This window comes from Bradyrhizobium sp. LjRoot220, assembly GCF_964252915.1.
In the GTDB taxonomy this organism is placed as follows: domain Bacteria; phylum Pseudomonadota; class Alphaproteobacteria; order Rhizobiales; family Xanthobacteraceae; genus Bradyrhizobium.
In genome coordinates this window covers 392,107-408,723 of sequence record NZ_CAXUPS020000003.1, presented here as the reverse complement: position 1 = coordinate 408,723, position 16,617 = coordinate 392,107, and the positions used below count along the sequence as shown (strand labels likewise).

The 16,617-nt window shown below is 64.4% G+C and carries 16 protein-coding genes; 5 read left to right on the top strand and 11 right to left on the bottom strand.

Going from position 1 to position 16,617, the window contains the following annotated elements; genetic code table 11:
* Window positions 1-154: 154 nt before the first annotated feature.
* From ACSQ84_RS16065 to ACSQ84_RS16050, 4 genes are all read right to left on the bottom strand, one after another.
* Window positions 155-346, bottom strand: a complete 192-nt coding sequence (locus ACSQ84_RS16065; protein WP_436213092.1) for a hypothetical protein — start codon at window positions 344-346, stop codon at window positions 155-157.
* 176 nt (window positions 347-522) lie between these two features.
* Complete coding sequence (locus tag ACSQ84_RS16060; protein ID WP_436212659.1) at window positions 523-1,434, bottom strand: S49 family peptidase; 912 nt, start codon at window positions 1,432-1,434, stop codon at window positions 523-525.
* Between the two features lie 282 nt (window positions 1,435-1,716).
* Window positions 1,717-2,478 (bottom strand): tRNA1(Val) (adenine(37)-N6)-methyltransferase, encoded by a 762-nt coding sequence (locus ACSQ84_RS16055; RefSeq protein WP_436212658.1) that lies wholly within the window; start codon window positions 2,476-2,478, stop codon window positions 1,717-1,719.
* Complete coding sequence (locus ACSQ84_RS16050) at window positions 2,471-2,698, bottom strand: DUF2007 domain-containing protein (RefSeq protein ID WP_436212657.1); 228 nt, start codon at window positions 2,696-2,698, stop codon at window positions 2,471-2,473. Before ACSQ84_RS16050 ends, ACSQ84_RS16055 begins: the two co-directional genes overlap by 8 nt.
* 233 nt (window positions 2,699-2,931) lie before the next feature.
* Here ACSQ84_RS16050 and ACSQ84_RS16045 point away from each other — a divergent pair, with 233 nt between their 5' ends.
* Both ACSQ84_RS16045 and ACSQ84_RS16040 read left to right on the top strand, forming a co-directional pair.
* On the top strand, window positions 2,932-3,942 hold the full coding sequence (locus tag ACSQ84_RS16045; RefSeq protein WP_436212656.1) for a polyprenyl synthetase family protein: 1,011 nt from the start codon (window positions 2,932-2,934) through the stop codon (window positions 3,940-3,942).
* Window positions 3,943-4,092: 150 nt separating this feature from the next.
* Window positions 4,093-4,713, top strand: a complete 621-nt coding sequence (locus tag ACSQ84_RS16040) for a LysE family translocator (RefSeq protein ID WP_436212655.1) — start codon at window positions 4,093-4,095, stop codon at window positions 4,711-4,713.
* Here ACSQ84_RS16040 and ACSQ84_RS16035 read toward each other — a convergent pair.
* The 3 genes from ACSQ84_RS16035 to ACSQ84_RS16025 form a co-directional block, all read right to left on the bottom strand.
* Window positions 4,710-5,594, bottom strand: coding sequence for a 4-(cytidine 5'-diphospho)-2-C-methyl-D-erythritol kinase (locus ACSQ84_RS16035; protein ID WP_436212654.1), 885 nt, complete (start codon window positions 5,592-5,594; stop codon window positions 4,710-4,712). The two genes, ACSQ84_RS16040 and ACSQ84_RS16035, sit on opposite strands and share 4 nt — an antisense overlap.
* 26 nt (window positions 5,595-5,620) lie before the next feature.
* Window positions 5,621-7,402 carry a tetratricopeptide repeat protein gene (locus ACSQ84_RS16030; protein ID WP_436212653.1) on the bottom strand — a complete coding sequence of 594 codons (1,782 nt, stop codon included), beginning with the start codon at window positions 7,400-7,402 and terminating at the stop codon, window positions 5,621-5,623.
* 283 nt (window positions 7,403-7,685) lie between these two features.
* Entirely contained in the window at window positions 7,686-9,347 is a 1,662-nt protein-coding gene (locus tag ACSQ84_RS16025) for an electron transfer flavoprotein-ubiquinone oxidoreductase (RefSeq protein ID WP_436212652.1), read from the bottom strand.
* Window positions 9,348-9,480: 133 nt separating this feature from the next.
* Here ACSQ84_RS16025 and ACSQ84_RS16020 point away from each other — a divergent pair, with 133 nt between their 5' ends.
* On the top strand, window positions 9,481-10,320 hold the full coding sequence (locus tag ACSQ84_RS16020) for a uracil-DNA glycosylase (protein WP_436213091.1): 840 nt from the start codon (window positions 9,481-9,483) through the stop codon (window positions 10,318-10,320).
* 113 nt (window positions 10,321-10,433) lie between these two features.
* On the opposite strand, the gene ACSQ84_RS16015 is transcribed toward ACSQ84_RS16020, so the two are convergent.
* The 4 genes from ACSQ84_RS16015 to ACSQ84_RS16000 all read right to left on the bottom strand — a co-directional run bounded on the left by ACSQ84_RS16015 (window position 10,434) and on the right by ACSQ84_RS16000 (window position 14,764).
* Complete coding sequence (locus tag ACSQ84_RS16015) at window positions 10,434-11,942, bottom strand: glycosyltransferase family 39 protein (protein ID WP_436212651.1); 1,509 nt, start codon at window positions 11,940-11,942, stop codon at window positions 10,434-10,436.
* A 171-nt stretch (window positions 11,943-12,113) separates the two neighbouring features.
* Window positions 12,114-12,893 (bottom strand): ribonuclease HII, encoded by a 780-nt coding sequence (locus ACSQ84_RS16010; protein ID WP_436212650.1) that lies wholly within the window; start codon window positions 12,891-12,893, stop codon window positions 12,114-12,116.
* Between the two features lie 90 nt (window positions 12,894-12,983).
* The gene (locus tag ACSQ84_RS16005) at window positions 12,984-13,439 is read right to left on the bottom strand and encodes a VOC family protein (protein WP_436212649.1); all 456 of its coding nucleotides are present in this window, start codon (window positions 13,437-13,439) and stop codon (window positions 12,984-12,986) included.
* 146 nt (window positions 13,440-13,585) lie between these two features.
* Window positions 13,586-14,764 (bottom strand): PA0069 family radical SAM protein, encoded by a 1,179-nt coding sequence (locus tag ACSQ84_RS16000; RefSeq protein WP_436212648.1) that lies wholly within the window; start codon window positions 14,762-14,764, stop codon window positions 13,586-13,588.
* 157 nt (window positions 14,765-14,921) lie between these two features.
* Here ACSQ84_RS16000 and ACSQ84_RS15995 point away from each other — a divergent pair, with 157 nt between their 5' ends.
* Both ACSQ84_RS15995 and ACSQ84_RS15990 read left to right on the top strand, forming a co-directional pair.
* Window positions 14,922-15,494 carry a glycosyltransferase gene (locus tag ACSQ84_RS15995; protein WP_436212647.1) on the top strand — a complete coding sequence of 191 codons (573 nt, stop codon included), beginning with the start codon at window positions 14,922-14,924 and terminating at the stop codon, window positions 15,492-15,494.
* A 122-nt stretch (window positions 15,495-15,616) separates the two neighbouring features.
* The gene (locus tag ACSQ84_RS15990; protein ID WP_436212646.1) at window positions 15,617-16,546 is read left to right on the top strand and encodes a bifunctional helix-turn-helix transcriptional regulator/GNAT family N-acetyltransferase; all 930 of its coding nucleotides are present in this window, start codon (window positions 15,617-15,619) and stop codon (window positions 16,544-16,546) included.
* Window positions 16,547-16,617: the final 71 nt, after the last annotated feature.

Below are 16,617 nucleotides of genomic sequence, written 5' to 3'. Positions count from 1 at the left end.
GTTCCTCATGGTGAGGAGCGCGGCTTCGCGCGTCTCGAACCACGCTTTGCCCTTCGGGCTACGCGTGGCGCAGCCACTCACCAAAACGGCAAAGCGTGCCCGGCGAAGCCCAGCGGGCGAAGACGGGCTCCTCAGGATGAGGGTTTTTCCTTGTCTAGCCCGGCCGATAGGCCCCGGTGACCGGGTCCCGCCGCAGGGTCGGGATTTCGTTCGCGCGGGCAGCTTCCGCGACGCGGGCCAGCCGCGCCTCCTCCAGCTCACGGTTGATCCGGACGGCGGTCTTGTAAGCCCAGCGGACCACGGCGAGCCCACCCAGGGCCCCTGCGAATGCGATCAACGGTGGCATCGGTCGATCCTTGTCGTTCACGTCGGTCACGCCCCCAATAGGTGCATTCTCGCGCAAGCCGGGCTGCACCGCAATTCCCGCCTTTAGGACTAAATGGCGCGGCGGTGCGGCGCTAAGACTCTTGTTTTGACGCGTTTTGTTCACGCGAACCGGTATCCACTTCGCTTGAAAACGCTTTAGAACCCGAATTTGGCCCAAATCGCCCTGGTTTCGAGCGCGGAAATCACATCGTCCGGGAGGCCTCCGAGCCCGTCGAACAGGCCCATCGAGCCCGCCCCCGGCGACCGCCGACCAAGCAGGCCGGACAGCATCCCGCTGGCGGGCGCGATGACGGGCGTCAGCACCTTGTCGCCGTAGCGGGTGCGCAGCGTCGAACGCAGGTCGCCGATCGCATCCGCCAGGCCCAGCGACACCGAGGTTTCGCCAGCCCAATATTCCCCGGTGAACAGCGTGTCGTCCGCGCCCTTGAGGCGGCTGCCGCGGCTCTGCTTGACCAGCGCGATGAAGATGGCGTGGATCTCGCGCTGAAGCGACTTCAGGCGCGCCACGTCATCGGGGTCTTCGGGGAGGAACGGATCGAGCATCGCCTTGTGGGCGCCCGCCGTATAGAGCCGCCGCTCGACACCGATTTTCCTGATCATCTCCTGGAAACCAAAACTGCCGCCGACCACGCCGATCGATCCCAGGATCGAGGAGGGATCGCAAAAGATCTCGTCGCCGGCGCAGGCGATCATGTAGCCGCCGGATGCTGCGACGTCCTCGACGAACACCAGCACCGGCAAATTCTTTTCCGCGGCAAGCTGCCTGATCCGCAAATAGATTTGGCGCGATTGCACCGGCGAGCCCCCGGGTGAATTGATCACCAGCGCAACGGCCTTGGCATTCTTGGTACCGAAAGCGCGCTCCAGCGTCTTGGCGATGCCGGCCAGCGACATGCCCGGCCGCAGCGGCGTCACCGCGCCGATCACGCCGGACAATCGCACCACCGGCACCACCGCGGCCCCGCGCCGGAATTTGGCCGGGACCCACTCCTTCAGCCGCTCGGCAAGCCCCGACAATCCCACACGATCACTTATTTGTTCACTCATGCCGTTACCTCGAATTAACCATTTTTTATCACGCCACTGTCATTGGAAGAGCGGGAACGAATTAGGGCTGGATGGCCTTTTGCAACGTGGCCGTTACGGCTGCAATGGCGCAGCGGAGAGTGACATGAAAATCTACCTGCTGATAATGCTGATCGGCAGCATTTTGACCGCGGTTCACTTCACCTCGGCACCGAAACGACAGCCTGAATCGCTTCCGCAATAGGCTTTTCGGCTCCCGACTCGCTCGAGACGTGAGCGAGACATGAAATTGCTGGCCGCCCGCTACGGGACGGCCAACGCCAAGATCCCCCTTCCCGCCAAAATCTCCTGCACCGCTTTGTTGGGCGCGCCTCGCTCATCCCTGAGCATCAGGCCGGCATGAATTTGCGTCGGCGCCCGCCCGCCCTTGGTGGCGCGAATCAGGATTCGATTCGCGGGCGCCTTCACATCACCGTGAACCGGCAGGATTTCCAGGCTGCCGAAACCGTGATCGAGCGCCGCCAGCACCTCGGCAATGCCGTCGGCGCGCCAGATCAGCGTCAGCATGCCCCTGGATTTGAGAATGCGCCGGGCCGCGTGAATCCAGTTCGAAAGCGTGGTCGATGTCGCGACATGCGCGATCCCGCGCGCGCGGTCCGGCGAGACGCGATGCCGCGTCGAATCGTTGAACGGCGGATTCATCAATACGACGTCGACGCTGTCGGGATGCAAACCGGCCGCCGTGTAGACGTCGGCGGCCGATTCGACATCGAGCACGATCACGTCAGCGGAAAGCGCATTCGCTTCCGCATTGGCGCGCGCGAGACCTGCGAGATCGGGATCGATCTCGACCAGCACGAGATCGATATCCCCGACCCGTTTGGCCACCGCGAGGCCCGCCGCGCCAACCCCGGCGCCGAGATCGACCACGCGATTACCTGCACAGGCCGGCGTCGCCGCCGCCAGCAGGATGGCATCGTGACCGGCGCGGTGCCCCGACTTGAGCTGCCTTAAGCGCAAGGCCCCACCGAGAAAGGCGTCCTCGGTGACATCGAGATTATTCATCCGCTCGCAATTCATGGGCCAGCCCGGCATCGGTCAACAGCTGGCGCGCCTCGCGGTTGTCGTCCTCATGGACCAGGATGCGGCGTGGCAGCACGCCCAGCGATCCCTCGATGACGCTCATGTTCTGGTCCAGCACCAGATGATGGATATTGGCGCCGTCGAGCAGCGCGCCCACCGCGGAAACCAGCACAATGTCGTTGGTCCGAACCAATTCCCGCAATTCGCGCTCTCCTTTGTCGGCCGATCGGAGGGCCTGAGCCTCGGTTCTGATTGGCTCAGAACCGAGGACCAGGTGCTTTGTTTTGACGCGTTTTCCTGACGCGAAGCGGGGATCCGCTTCGCTTGAAAACGCTGCCTGCGGCCGATGTCAACCGCTACGTGCCCTTGCCGCTTTAGCCCGCACTTTCTATTGTAGGATAGGATAGTGCGAATTGGCCAGATTTGGAGACCCGCGTGGCGGTTATTGTACCCTTCGAAAGCCCGTCCAACGCTTCGATAGATGAGCTGGTCGGGCTGGTCGCCGCCGATATGGAGCGGGTCAACGCCACGATCCTGTCGCGGACGGGTTCGGAAGTCACCATGATCCCCGAGGTCGCCAACCACCTGATCTCGTCAGGGGGAAAGCGGCTGCGCCCAATGCTGACGCTGGCGATGGCCAGCCTCACCGGCTATTCCGGCGACGGCCATATCAAGCTCGCCGCCTCGGTCGAGTTCATGCATACCGCAACCCTGCTCCACGACGACGTGGTCGACGAGAGCGAATTGCGGCGCGGCAAATTGTCCGCGCGGATGCTGTGGGGCAATGAGGCGAGCGTGCTGGTCGGTGACTTCCTGCTCGGCCAGGCCTTCCGCATGATGGTCGAGGTCGGCTCGTTGCGGGCGCTCGACATCCTGTCTTCGGCGGCCGCCACCATCGCCGAGGGCGAAGTGATGCAGCTCGCGGCGGCCAAGAACACCGCGACCACCGAGGACGAATATCTCGCCGTGATCCGCGGCAAGACCGCGGAATTGTTCGCCGCGGCTTGCGAGGTCGGTCCCGTGATCGCCAACCGGCCGAAGGCCGAGCAGACCGCCTGCCGCTCGGTCGGCATGAATCTCGGCATCGCGTTCCAGCTCGTCGATGACGTGCTGGACTATGGGGGCAAATCGGCAAAACTCGGCAAGAACGTCGGCGACGATTTCCGCGAGGGCAAGATCACGCTGCCGGTGGTGCTGGCGTTCCGCCGCGGTAATGCCACCGAGCGCGCATTCTGGGTCAAGGCGCTGGAGCGCGGCGAGATCGGGGCTAACGATCTCGATCACGCCATCGGGCTGATGACCAAGCATCGCGCGCTGGAAGACACCATCAGCCGCGCCCATCATTACGGCGCGATGGCCGTCGACGCGCTGGCGCTGTTTCCGGCCTCGCCGATGAAGACCGCGCTCGAGCAGGTCGTGGCATTCTGCCTGGCAAGATCGCATTAAACTAGATGTCGACGTCATCCTGAGGTGCGAGCCCTTTGGCGAGCCTCGAAGGATGACAGGGCACGGCGCATGTGGCCCATCCTTCGAGGCGCGTAAGAGCGCGCACCTCAGGATGACGGTCGAATACGTGGCAAGCGTAGGAATGATTGAATGAATTTGTCGCTTTTTCTTGCCGCAGCCCTGATCATCGCCGCCGTCCCCGGTCCTGGGATTTTTTACGTCGCTGCACGGACGCTGTCGGGTGGCCGCAAGACGGGAGTCGCCTCGACATTGGGGACCGCGCTGGGCGGACTGGTCCATGTCGTCGCGGGCGCGCTTGGGGTGTCGGCGCTCATCCTCGCCAGCGCCGAACTCTTCACGGTACTCAAACTCGCCGGCGCGCTCTATCTGATCTGGCTCGGCATCCGGACGTTTCGCGAAGGCCGACAACAGATGGTGGAGGCGATCAGCCCGGCCGGCGCGCAGCAGGCGTTTCGCGAGGGCGTGCTGGTCGAAGCGCTGAACCCGAAAACCGCGGCGTTCTTTCTGGCTTTCATTCCGCAGTTCATCGATCCTGCCGGCGGCCACCCTGCCCTGCAGTTCATCGCACTCGGCCTGGTCTCGGTATGGCTCAACACGCTCGTTGATTTCGTCGTGGTGATGATGGCAGCGTCAGCGCGCGCCGGCCTGGTGCGCCGGCCGCGTCTCGTGCAGCGCCTGCGGCAGGGCTCGGGGCTGTTCATCGCCGGGCTCGGTGTGTCGCTCGCGCTGGTGCGGCGGCCGGCGAGCTAGCTCAACGTTCCCGCGTGCACCCACCAGCCGGGATGCTCGCGCCGGATTTTCTCGGCGGCGCGGCCGGCGTCGGCGGTGTTTTCATAGATCGCAAAACAGGTCGCGCCGGATCCCGACATCCGCGCCAGCCAGGCGCCGTTGGTGGCGTTCAGCGCCGCGATCACCTCGCCGATAACAGGCTGAATGCGCGTCGCCGGCGCCTCCAGATCGTTGGTGCTGGCCGCCAGCACTTCGACCCAGTCTTCGACCGACGCGCCGGCTTCCGGCCAGTCGGTGCCGCGGAACACGTCGGTTACGCCGACCAGCAATTCGCCGTTACGCAAGCCGAGCGCCTTGAATACATCCTTGGTCGGAACGGGAACGCAGGGGTTGATCATCACGCATGGCATGATCGGCAGGCTGAGCAGCGTCAGGTTATCGCCGATCCCGGTCATGTCGCAGGCGCGCGAGCCAAGACAGACCGGCACGTCGGCACCGGTCTCAAGCGCGACCTCGAGCAGCCGTTCGTCGTCGAGCGCCAGCCCGTTCAATTTTGCCAGCAGCCGAAGCGCTGCCGCCGCATCCGCCGAACCGCCGCCGATGCCAGCCGCGACCGGCAATACCTTGTCGAGCGTGAAACTGCCGGCCTTCAGGCCCGGCACGCGCTCCGCCAGCAGGCGCGTCGCCTTCAGCACCAGATTGTCCGAGGTCTCGCCGCAGGCCTGCGCCAGCGGGCCGGACATTTGCAACGTCAGCTCGGGACCCGGCGTCAGCGTCAGACGATCAGCACAATCGGCAAACGCCACCACGCTTTCCAGGTCATGGAAGCCGTCGGTGCGGCGGCCAACCACCCTTAAGGTCAGGTTGACCTTGGCACGCCCCTCATCAATCAACGCCGGCATGGCCGAACTGCCCCCAAAGCTTTCGATCAGCCACCCCTGCCGTCTTCTTTTTTCTTGTCGGCGGATGCCGCGGACGACGTGTCCTCGGGCAGGCCATTGGCGATCTTGGCCTCGATCTTCGGCAATTCTTCCGCCTCGGGCTTCAGGTCGCGCGCATGGGCCCACTGGAACTTGGCTTCCAGCGTGCGGCCAATGCGCCAATAGGCGTCGCCAAGGTGGTCGTTGATGGTGGGATCTTCGGGCTTGAGATCGATCGCGCGCTCGAGGTTCTTCACGGCGTCTTCGAAATTGCCGATGCGGTAGAACGCCCAGCCCAGCGAGTCCACGATATAGCCGTCGTCGGGACGCTGATCGACGGCGCGTTTGATCATCTTCATGCCTTCGTCGAGGTTGATGCCCTGATCGATCCAGGAATAGCCGAGATAGTTCAGCACATGCGGCTGTTCGGGCTGCAGCTCGAGCGCCTTGCGCATGTCGGCCTCGGCCTTGCTCCACTGCTTGGAGCGCTCCTGGCAAATGCCGCGATAGTAATAGGTGACCCAGGTGTTCTTGTCGGTCACGCTGGGCATCACGTCGATCGCCCTGGAATAGGTCGTCGCGCAGTCGGCGAACTTCTTGCGGCCGCGCTCGATATTGCCGAGCGCCATGATGGCCTCGATGTCCTTGGGGTCTTCGGCAGTGACGTCCTTCAGGATCTTGATCGCCTGCTCGCTGCGATCGGCGGCGTCGAGATTGGTGGCGAGCTGAATCTGCGCATTGCGCTTCAGCGGCGAATTCGCCGGCATGCGCTCATAGACCTTGATCGCCATCTGGGGCTTCTTCACCGACTCATAGAGATCGGCCAGCGAGAGCAGCGCCAGCGGATGGTTGGGCTGCAGGTAAAGCGAGAGCTGCAGATAGACCAGCGCCAGATCCTCGCCGCCGCGGCGGGTCAGCGTGGCGCCGATGCCATACAGCGCTTCGGCCGCACCTGCCTGCGCCGAATCGATCAGCGGCGGCATCTTCTTGCCGGCCCGCGTGTCGCGCAGCGCCTCCTGCACCAAGGGATGCCGGGGCAGCTTCTTGTCGAACGCCTCGTAGATGCCGATCGCCGCCGCCTGATCCTTGTTGCGCGACAACCAGCGCCCATAGGCGTCGGACACGCGCAGCATGGAATCGTCGAGCTTGTAGGCGCGCTCGAATCGCGCACCGGCATCCTTGTCCTTGTTGGCGAGTTCCAGGATCATGCCGGTATGCAGATCCTTGAAGATCGGATACCACTCCGGGCCGGTCAGCTTGTCGATATTGGCGACCGCCGCCTTGGAATCGCCCGCGCCGAAGCTGGCCCAGCCCGACAACAGCGTCGCCACCAGATCGGTGATCGGCCCGCGGATCGACTGATTGATGTTGAGCTGCGCGGTCGCGTATTTCTTCTGCTTCAGGTCGCGGACACCCACGACCAGCCGCGCGACGCGGTTGGCCTTGTCCAGCGTCAGGATGCGGTCGGCGAGCTTGACCGCCTCGTCGATGTCGCCGTCGGCCAGCGAGGAGATGAAGGCGCGGTCGAGCAATTCGTTGTTCTTCGGATCGGTACGCAGCGCCGAGCGGTAGAACGCCGCGGCCGAGCTGGCGTCGCGTTCGACGCTGGCATGGCGCGCCGCCAGATAGCTGCCGGAGGTGGTCAGCGATTTCAGATCGCTCTTGCTGGGAAACTGCGCCGAATTGTCGCCGGTATGCTCGGGCGTCTGCGCCAGCAGCGAGCCGGGCGCGGCAAGCGCGGCGACGGTAACAGCGGCGATGGTCCAGCGATTGAAACGAGTGGAAAGCATCACGGTTCGCCTAGCTCCAGGATTGATGGCAGGATCTTTCGATCGCTCTCGAATGCGGACATACGCGGCGGCATCAAGGCCCAGCGACAATGCCGCTTTTGGCGTTCAACCGCAAGGATACGGGGTGGCGAATCGATTGGCAGCGGGTCTTGGGGCCGCCGATCGTCCCACCCGTTTGGCCAATAGCCCCCGAAGACGCTTGCACTGTGGCGGTATCGTGGCCGGTGCCGGGGTTATCCGGAGCGCCGCGCGCGCCTCGATTCGCAAACTCACGTAATCGTGGTCACATCCCCTGGTAGTTGGGTCCGCCGCCGCCTTCGGGTGGAACCCAGGTGATATTGCCGTTCGGGTCCTTAACGTCGCAGGTTTTGCAGTGGACGCAGTTCTGGGCATTGATCTGGAAGCGTGGACCGGAGGCCTCCTCGACCCATTCGTAGACCCCGGCCGGGCAATAGCGGTTGGACGGCCCGGCATAGACGTCGTGCTCCGAGGTTTTCTGCAAATTCATGTCGGCGACCTTGAGATGGACCGGCTGGTCCTCCTCATGGTTGGTGTTCGACAGGAACACGGACGAAAGCTTGTCGAAGGTCAGCTTGCCGTCCGGCTTCACCGGCGCGATCGGCGTGTGGATCTTGGCCGAATCAAGTGTCTTGCTGTCCGGTTTGGCGTGCGACAGGGTTCCGAACAGCGAGAAGCCGAACAGCGTGTTGGTCCACATGTCGAGGCCGCCGAGCGGTACGCCGATCAGGGTGCCGAACTTCGACCACAGCGGCTTGACGTTGCGGATCGGGTAGAGGTCCTTGCCGACCTGCGAACCACGCCAGGCATTCTCGTATTCGACCAGTTCATCGTTGGCGCGGCCGGCGCCGAGTGCCGTCACGACGTGCTCGGCGGCGAGCATGCCGCTGCCCATCGCATTGTGCACGCCCTTGATGCGCGGCACATTGACAAAACCCGCCGCGCAACCGATCAGCGCGCCGCCTGGAAAGCTCAAGCGCGGCACCGACTGGTAGCCGCCCTCGGTGATGGCGCGCGCGCCATAGGCCAGCCGTTTGCCGCCTTCGAACACGGTTCGGATCGAAGGATGGGTCTTGAAGCGCTGGAACTCGTCGAACGGCGACAGATACGGATCGTCGTAATTGAGGTGCAGGACGAAACCGACCGCCACCTTGTTGTCGTCGTAGTGATAGAGGAACGAGCCGCCGCCGGTCGAATTGTTCAGCGGCCAGCCGAACGAGTGCTGGATCAGGCCCTTCTGGTGCTTGGCCGGGTCGATCTCCCAGACTTCCTTCAGCCCGATGCCGAATTTCGGCGGCTCGCTGTTCGCGTCGAGCGAGAACTTTGCGATCAGCTCCTTGGAAAGGCTGCCGCGCGCGCCTTCGGCGAACAGCGTGTATTTGCCGAGCAGTTCCATGCCGCGGGTGAATGAATCCTTGTGCGTGCCGTCCCTGGCGATGCCCATGTCGCCGGTCGCGATGCCGCGCACCGCGCCGTTTTCGTCGTAGAGCACTTCGGTTGCGGCAAAGCCGGGATAGATCTCGACGCCAAGCGCCTCGGCCTTCGGCGCCAGCCAGCGGCAGACATCGCCGAGCGAGCCGATATAGCAGTGATGGTTGTTCATCAGCGGCGGCATCGCAAAGCCCGGCAGCCGGATGGCGCTTGCTCCGGTCAGCCAGTAGAAGCGGTCGTCCTTGACTTGCGTCTTCAGCGGGCAATCGGCGTCCTCGCGCCAGTCCGGAATCAGCTTGTCGAGCGAGACCGGATCGATCACCGCACCCGACAGAATATGCGCGCCGACTTCAGACCCCTTCTCCACCACGACGATGTTGAGATCGGCGTTGAGCTGCTTGAGCCGGATCGCAGCCGCCAGGCCGGACGGCCCGGCGCCGACGATCACGACGTCAAATTCCATGGACTCACGCGGCGGAAGTTCTTCGGTGCTCATGTTCTGGTCTCAGCCCAATCGAGAACGGCTCTAAGGTTCGTTTGTTTCCGATTTTTGCGCCGAGAACAACCATGGAAATGAAATCTCAGGCGTTTCGCTGCGGTCCGATCCGTCCTAGATAAGAAGCATGTCCATCGCGCCCGAACCCGTCCCTACCGTGCAGCAATTGCTGGCCTTTTATCTGGAGGCCGGGGTCGATTGCGCGCTGGCCGATGAACCGGTCGACCGGCTTGCCGAGCCCGACAGCGCTACCATCGCGGCGCCGCGCGAAACCGCGCCACAGAAACTGGTGCGGGAAATGCCCGTGGCGGCGCCGTCAGTTTCGCGCAGCGAAATAGCCGCGGCGCCGGAAGCCGCGATCGCCTCGGCGCGGGAAACGGCGCGAACCGCGCCGTCACTGGAGGCGCTGCGGGCGCTGCTGGAGAATTTCGACGGCTGCGCGCTCAAGCGCACCGCAACGCAGCTGGTGTTCTGCGACGGCAATCCGCAGGCGCGCATCATGTTCGTCGGCGAGGCCCCCGGGCGCGACGAGGATATCGAGGGCCGGCCGTTCGTCGGCCGCTCCGGCAAATTGCTCGACCGCATGATCGCGGCAATCGGGCTCGACCGCAGCAAGGCTTACATCGCCAACGTGATTCCGTGGCGACCGCCCGGCAACCGCACGCCGACGCCGCAGGAAACGCAAATCTGCCTGCCGTTCATCCAGCGGCAGATCGAACTGGTCAATCCGGACGTGCTGGTGACGCTCGGCAATCCCTCGACGCAAACCTTGCTGTCGACCCGCGAGGGCATCATGAAGACCCGCGGCAAATGGTTCGACTACGACACCGGCACGCGCACGATCCGCGCCATCGCGACGTTTCATCCGGCCTATCTGCTGCGCTCGCCTTCGTACAAGCGGATGTCGTGGCAGGATTTGCGCGCCATCGCGAAGGAATTGGAGAAGGCGATTTCACCCTCATCCTCCGGATGAGCGCTTTGCGCTCACCGAGGGAGCGGCGTCTTCGCCGCGTCTCGAAGGATGGGCCGCGGGCTCTCATGGTTCGAGATGCGGCCAAGGGGCCGCTCCTCACCATGAGGGACTGCCTATGGCGCCTTCGGGCGCACGATGCCCCAGCCGATCCGCAGCAAGGGCTGCCTGCCGTTCACCATCCATTCGAACGCGCGCGGCACTTCCGGCACCAGGCCCGGAAAGCGCTGGGCAATATCCGGCGGCGGCGTGCCTGAGGTGTCGGATGCGCGCCAGACCACGACGCCGCCGGTTTCATTGAATTTTGCCAGCGACAGCCACGGCGTCCTCTCGGGTGTGGCATCAAGCAACAGATGCGGACGGCCGGCATCCATCGCGATGAAGCCTGCGAGTTGCGGATCGCCGGCCACCGCGCGCAGCCGCTGGTTGGTGCGCCGCTCAAAACTGTCGCCGAAGAAATGCGCGATCGCCCGCGCCGGCAGCGAGGTCGGCACTTCGGCGCCGGTGGTCCAGGGCAGGAACAGCGTGGTCGCGATGGCCACGAAAGCCGGTGCTGCGACCGCCGCGGCCCAGACCGTGCGGAGCAGCCGCTGGCGGCGCAGATGGATCAGATCGCCGGTCGCAACGACCACGGCCAGCCCCGACATCAGCAAGGCGACGCCGGCGCCGCCGCTAACGCGCTCGAGATTGAACACGCCCGCGATCAGGCTGCCAAACAGCGCCGGGCCGATTGCAAACGTATAGACGAATTGCCGCGCCAGCGGATCGACCGGCGGCCGGTAGATGATCGGCGCTTCCTCGGCCTTGCGCACGAACACGCCGGAGTTGAGGATCACCAGCAGCACGATGCCGGCCGTCCCCAGCAACAGGCCGCCGAGCAGGCCGCCCCAGTGCATCGCCCTGGCCGACAGATCATCCACTCCCGGCAACGGCGGCATCGCCAGCACGTCGGCGCGGACGACCCAGATCAGATAGGGCAGCACCAATACGACGATCACCAGCAGCGCATAGAGCGGATCGAGCGACATCAGGGTGCGCCGCCCGCGCGCGGTGGCGAGGGTAAATCCGACGATCAGCAGCAGCAGCCCGAGCGCGGCCGGAATCGTCAGCAGCAACAAGCCGGCCTCGATCGACCATGCAAACCAGGCGCTGCGCCGGTTCTGGCCGATCAATCGCCAGGAATGCAGCAACAGCAGCGCCCACAGCGGCCGCGCCAGCACCAGCGGGCCGAATTCGACCCCGGGCGAGCTGAAGGCCACCACCGTCATGCTCAGAAGCACCGCGAGAACTGCATGCTGACCGCCGACGATGGCGCGCGCGAGCTGATAGTAGCTCCAGAAGGTGACGACCGCGCAGACCTGCGCCAGCAGATAGACGCCGAACACATGATTGCCGGCCGCGCGGTAGGCGATATCGGCGAGCCAGAACGCCAGCGGCGGGCCGAAATAGGTCCCGACCTGATATTCCCGGCCGAACGCCAGAACCGTGGCGATATCGCCGGGCGGGCTGCGATAGAGCAGCATCGGCAGGATCAGCCACATTGCTGCCTGCAGCAGCACCACGAGCCAGACGACCAGCCGCGGCCGGGCGCGGATCAGTTCGACAACCAGGGAGGTGAAACGCATGAACCGTCCGAATGCCCGCGCCGATCCCAGCGGCCCGGCCTTGCCCGAAGCCATTTGATAGAGCGCGCAACCCGCCGAGGCAACCATAGCGTTTTCAAGCGAGGCCTGTCCCGCACTTGATGCGGGATGGATACCGGCTCGCGTCAAGAAAACGCGTCGAGACGAAGCACCTTAGAGCGCCGCCGAGACGTCAGCGTCAATTTCCGTTTCCACCGCGAACAGATCCGGCTCGACGGTGCCCGGCTCATGCTTCGCACGCGCGGCGATCACGGGGGCGAAGAAACGGCGGTGGTGGACGCTGGGTCCCAGCCGGTCCAGCGCCTCGCGATGTTCCGGCACGGCGTAACCCTTGTGGGTTTCGAAACCGTAGCCCGGGCAGTCCAGCGCCAGCGCGCACATCAGGCGGTCGCGCGTCACCTTGGCGATGATCGAAGCGGCGGCGATCGACATAACGATGCCGTCGCCGCCGATCACGGCGTCGCAGTCGCAGGGCACCTCGATCCGGTCGCGACCGTCGACGAACACATGCTTGGGTATTTCCGGCAGCGCGTGCACGGCGCGGGTCAGTGCCCACAGCGAGGCGCGCAGGATATTGTCGCGATCGATTCGCGCCGGCGAGGCGAACGCGACCGCAAACGACGAGGTCGCGCAAATCTCCTCGAACAGCTCCTCGCGGCGCTCCGCCGTCAGCCGCTTCGAATCGTCGATCCCCTTCGGGATTCGCTTCGGATCGAGAATCACGGCTGCGGCGACCACGGGACCGGCCAACGGGCCACGCCCGGCCTCGTCGCAGCCGGCGATCGGCCAGACGCCGCGCTTGATCAGCGCGCGCTCGCGCCGAAAGCTCGGCGGCGCCACCGCGATCACGCCGGTCGGCAGCTCGGCCTGCCTGGCCGCTGGTTTGGCCGCCGGCTTGGCCACGGCCTTCTTGGCGGATTTATCCCGAATCATGCCGGGATGGTTGCGCAAGCGAGCGTCGGCGCGCAACCGGGAACTGGGCTCAAGTCCCGCTATTCAATCGCAACGCGTCTGATCGCGGGCTTAATCCGCCAAATGAACCCGCCGGTCGTCGCCGACCTCAACGCCCGGTGCGACCACGACTTCCCAGGGATGGTTGTCCGGATCGGCGAAATATCCGGCGTAGCCGCCGTAACTGGTCTCATGCGCGGGCTTGAGCAGCGAGGCGCCCTTGGCGATCGCGAAGTCGAGCACGGTGTCGACTTCTTCTTTCGACGAGCAGTTCCAGGCCAGCGTCACGCCGCGGAAGGTCTTGGGCCGCGGATGGTCCGGCAGCGTCACGTCCTCTGCCAGTTGATTCCACGGGAACAGGCCGATCACGGGACCGCCAGTGTCGAAGAAAGCGACGGCCTCGCCGGTTGAGCGAATTTTTCGCGCAAATCCCAGCGCTTCGTAAAAGGCGATGCTGGCCCGCATGTTGCTGACGCCGAGCGTGATGACGGTCAGTCGCGGAGTTGGCGCAGGTAATTTTTCGCTCATGCTACCTCCACATTCGTCATTGCGAACTCCGCGAAGCAATCCATGCATCCGCGCAATAAAGTATGGATTGCTTCGCGGAGCCTGTCATCGGGCGCGCATTCGCGCGACCCGGTGGCTCGCAATGACGGCGGAAGAATCCCGTTGTCCTAAAACAAACTCAGCTGCTGCCCGTTTCGCTTCGGCTTAACGAAATGGTCCGTCGTCAGTTTCAATCGCCGCTTGTTCAGCCCAAGTTTCTCGCAGGCGATCTCGAACCGGCGTCCGATCATCCAGGCCATCGGCCCGGTGCCCTTCATCCGGGTTCCCCATTGCGAGTCGTAGTCGCGGCCGCCGCGCATGTCGCGGATCAGGGTAAAAACGTGGCGATAGCGGTCGGGATAATTCGCCATCAACCATTCGCGGAACAGATCGCGCACTTCCAGCGGCAACCGCAGCAAAACGTAACTCGCTTCCTTGGCGCCGGCATGGGCCGCGGCATCGAGGATGCGCTCGATCTCCGAATCGTTCAGCGCGGGGATCACGGGTGCCACCATCACCGTGGCCGGAACGCCGGCTTCCGCCAGTTGCCGTATCGCCTCCAGCCGTTTTGACGGCGTCGAGGCGCGCGGCTCCATGGTGCGCGCGAGTTTCGGGTCCAGCGTCGTCACCGACAGTGCGACCTTGACCAGATTGCGTTTTGCCATCCGCCGGAGAATGTCGATGTCGCGGGTCACCAGCGCCGATTTGGTGACGATGCCGACCGGATGGCCGGCGCGCTCCAGCACTTCGAGAATGCCGCGCATGATCTTGTATTCGCGCTCGATCGGCTGATAGGGATCGGTGTTGGTGCCGATCGCGATCATGCGCGGTTCGTAATCCGCAGCCGCCAGCTCCTTCTCGAGCAGCATGGGCGCATCGGGCTTGGCCAGCAGCTTCGATTCGAAATCGAGCCCGGGCGACAGCCCGAGATAGGCGTGGGTCGGCCGCGCGAAACAATAGACGCAGCCGTGCTCGCAGCCGCGATAGGGGTTGATCGAGCGGTCGAAACCGATGTCGGGCGAATCGTTGCGGGTGATGACCTTGCGCGAGGTGTCGATACCGACCGTCGTCTTGAACGGGGCGAGGTCGTCGAGGCTCTGCCAGCCGTCGTCGAAGGCGACGCGCGCCTCGGCCTCGAAGCGGCCGCTGTCGTTGGACTGGGCACCGCGGCCACGCCGTCGTTCGCGGTCGATCGCGACCGCCAGTTCAGGAAAGGGTGTCGGTTCAGGAAAAGGAGTCGCACCCGCCGGTTCGGAGGGCGCCGTGACCGGCGGGTGCTTGAGGGCATGAGAGGATGCTCGGCTCATGCAGGGAACGTAACACGCCTTGAGAACAAATCAAGAACGATAAAAAGAAAATCCACAACACGCTGCCGTAAAAAACTGCACGCCAGCGGCTGTTTTGAATGTGACAAGGTGATAACAGTTCAGCGTTTTTCACCGTTTGAGCCAACGAAGTCTCATCATGCTGAGCGTGATCATCCCGACCGAAGGCGTCGAGCAGCCCGCCGTCGCAACGCTGGCGGCGCTTGTGCCGGGCGCCGCCTCCGGCTTGATCCGCGAGGTGGTGCTGGTCGATCGCACCGCGAGCGGCGTGATCGAACGGGTGGCCGATGTCGCAGGCTGCCGCTTTCTGCCCTTCGAGGGCAGCCGTGCGGCGGCGCTGGCCGCCGGCGCCCGCCAGGCGCGCTCGCCCTGGCTGATGTTCCTGCACGCCGGCGCGGTGCTCGATTCGGGCTGGATCGAAGAGACCGCGCAATTCATCCAGGGCGTATCGAGCAGCGGCCGGCCCCGCGCCGGGATCTTCCGCTATGCCCGCTCGCCTTACTCAGATGCCGGCTTCCGCGATGGCCTCAAATTCGTCGCCCGCCTGATCACGGGGCCCTCGGCGGAACAGGGCCTTCTCATTGCGCACGATCATTATAACCGGCTCGGCGGCTACCGGCCGGATGTCCGCCGCTCCGAAGCCCGGCTGCTGCGCCAGCTCGGCCGCCGCTCCCGCACCATGCTGCGCAGCCGGATCATGGTGGTCGCCTAGGCGCCTCCAGACCAAAAATTGCGAAAACAACCCCATGCAAGATAGAGCAGGCCCAGTTCGGGCGGGCATATACTTGCCAAAGTCAAATAACTGTTTGACAATGGCAAATATTAAGGTGTGCCATGTCCCAAAATGATTCCGACCAAGCGATCGCGGCGGTTCGCGCCTTCAACCGCTTCTATACCCGCAAACTCGGCGTGCTCGAGCCGAAGCTGCTGCACAGCCCTTTCACCCTGCAAGAAGCCCGCATCCTCTACGAGATCAGGCATCGCCCGGCCTGCACAGCCACTGACCTCACCCGTGATCTCGGCCTCGATCCTGGCTTCGTCAGCCGTACCCTGCAGACCCTGCAGCGGCGTCAGATCGTGACGCGAAATGCCGCAAAGCACGACCGGCGCATCAATGAGCTCTCGCTGACCCCAAGCGGCCGCACCGCCCAGGCCGAACTCGAGCGCCTTTCGCACGAAGAGGTCGGAAGCCTGCTCGCCTCGCTCGACGATATCAAGCGCGCCGCCGTGGTGAACGCCATGACGACCATCGAACAGACGCTGGAGCCACCCGTGCAGAAACCCGCGGCGTTTCTCCTGCGCAGCCATCGCCCCGGTGACATCGGCTGGGTGATCTCGAGCCAGGCAAAAGCTTATGCCGCGGAATATGGCTGGGACATCAGCTACGAGGCGCTGGTCGCCGAGATCTGCGCGCAGTTCATCAGGAACTACGACCCGTCACGCGAGCATTGCTGGATTGCGGAAGCGGACGGTGAGCCGCTCGGCTCGATCTTCCTGGTGAAGGGCAGCGCTGACGTCGCAAAGCTGCGGCTGCTGCTGGTCGAGAAAAAGGCGCGCGGGCTCGGCGTCGGCCGCGCGCTCGTCGAGCAGTGCATCCGCTCTGCGCGCGAGAAAGGCTACAAGCAGATGACGCTGTGGACGCAGAGCATTCTGGTCGCCGCGCGCGGAATCTATCAGGCTGCAGGCTTCCGGCGCGTCAAGGAAGAGCCGCACCACAGCTTTGGCGTCGATCTCGTCGGCGAGACGTGGGAGCTGGAGTTGTGAATCGTCATTCCGGGATGGTCCGAAAGACCAGACCGAAGATGCGCAATTGCGCATCGGGGAATCTCGAGATT

Excerpts from the sequence above, each read along its gene's own strand:
- ACSQ84_RS16065 (WP_436213092.1), bottom strand. The coding sequence starts at position 346 with ATGCCACCGTTGATCGCATTCGCAGGGGCCCTGGGTGGGCTCGCCGTG.
- ACSQ84_RS16060 (WP_436212659.1), bottom strand. The coding sequence starts at position 1,434 with ATGAGTGAACAAATAAGTGATCGTGTGGGATTGTCGGGGCTTGCCGAG.
- ACSQ84_RS16055 (WP_436212658.1), bottom strand. The coding sequence starts at position 2,478 with ATGAATAATCTCGATGTCACCGAGGACGCCTTTCTCGGTGGGGCCTTG.
- ACSQ84_RS16040 (WP_436212655.1), top strand. The coding sequence starts at position 4,093 with ATGAATTTGTCGCTTTTTCTTGCCGCAGCCCTGATCATCGCCGCCGTC.
- ACSQ84_RS16035 (WP_436212654.1), bottom strand. The coding sequence starts at position 5,594 with ATGCCGGCGTTGATTGATGAGGGGCGTGCCAAGGTCAACCTGACCTTA.
- ACSQ84_RS16030 (WP_436212653.1), bottom strand. The coding sequence starts at position 7,402 with ATGCTTTCCACTCGTTTCAATCGCTGGACCATCGCCGCTGTTACCGTC.
- ACSQ84_RS16025 (WP_436212652.1), bottom strand. The coding sequence starts at position 9,347 with ATGAGCACCGAAGAACTTCCGCCGCGTGAGTCCATGGAATTTGACGTC.
- ACSQ84_RS16015 (WP_436212651.1), bottom strand. The coding sequence starts at position 11,942 with ATGCGTTTCACCTCCCTGGTTGTCGAACTGATCCGCGCCCGGCCGCGG.
- ACSQ84_RS16010 (WP_436212650.1), bottom strand. The coding sequence starts at position 12,893 with ATGATTCGGGATAAATCCGCCAAGAAGGCCGTGGCCAAGCCGGCGGCC.
- ACSQ84_RS16005 (WP_436212649.1), bottom strand. The coding sequence starts at position 13,439 with ATGAGCGAAAAATTACCTGCGCCAACTCCGCGACTGACCGTCATCACG.
- ACSQ84_RS16000 (WP_436212648.1), bottom strand. The coding sequence starts at position 14,764 with ATGAGCCGAGCATCCTCTCATGCCCTCAAGCACCCGCCGGTCACGGCG.
- ACSQ84_RS15995 (WP_436212647.1), top strand. The coding sequence starts at position 14,922 with ATGCTGAGCGTGATCATCCCGACCGAAGGCGTCGAGCAGCCCGCCGTC.
- ACSQ84_RS15990 (WP_436212646.1), top strand. The coding sequence starts at position 15,617 with ATGTCCCAAAATGATTCCGACCAAGCGATCGCGGCGGTTCGCGCCTTC.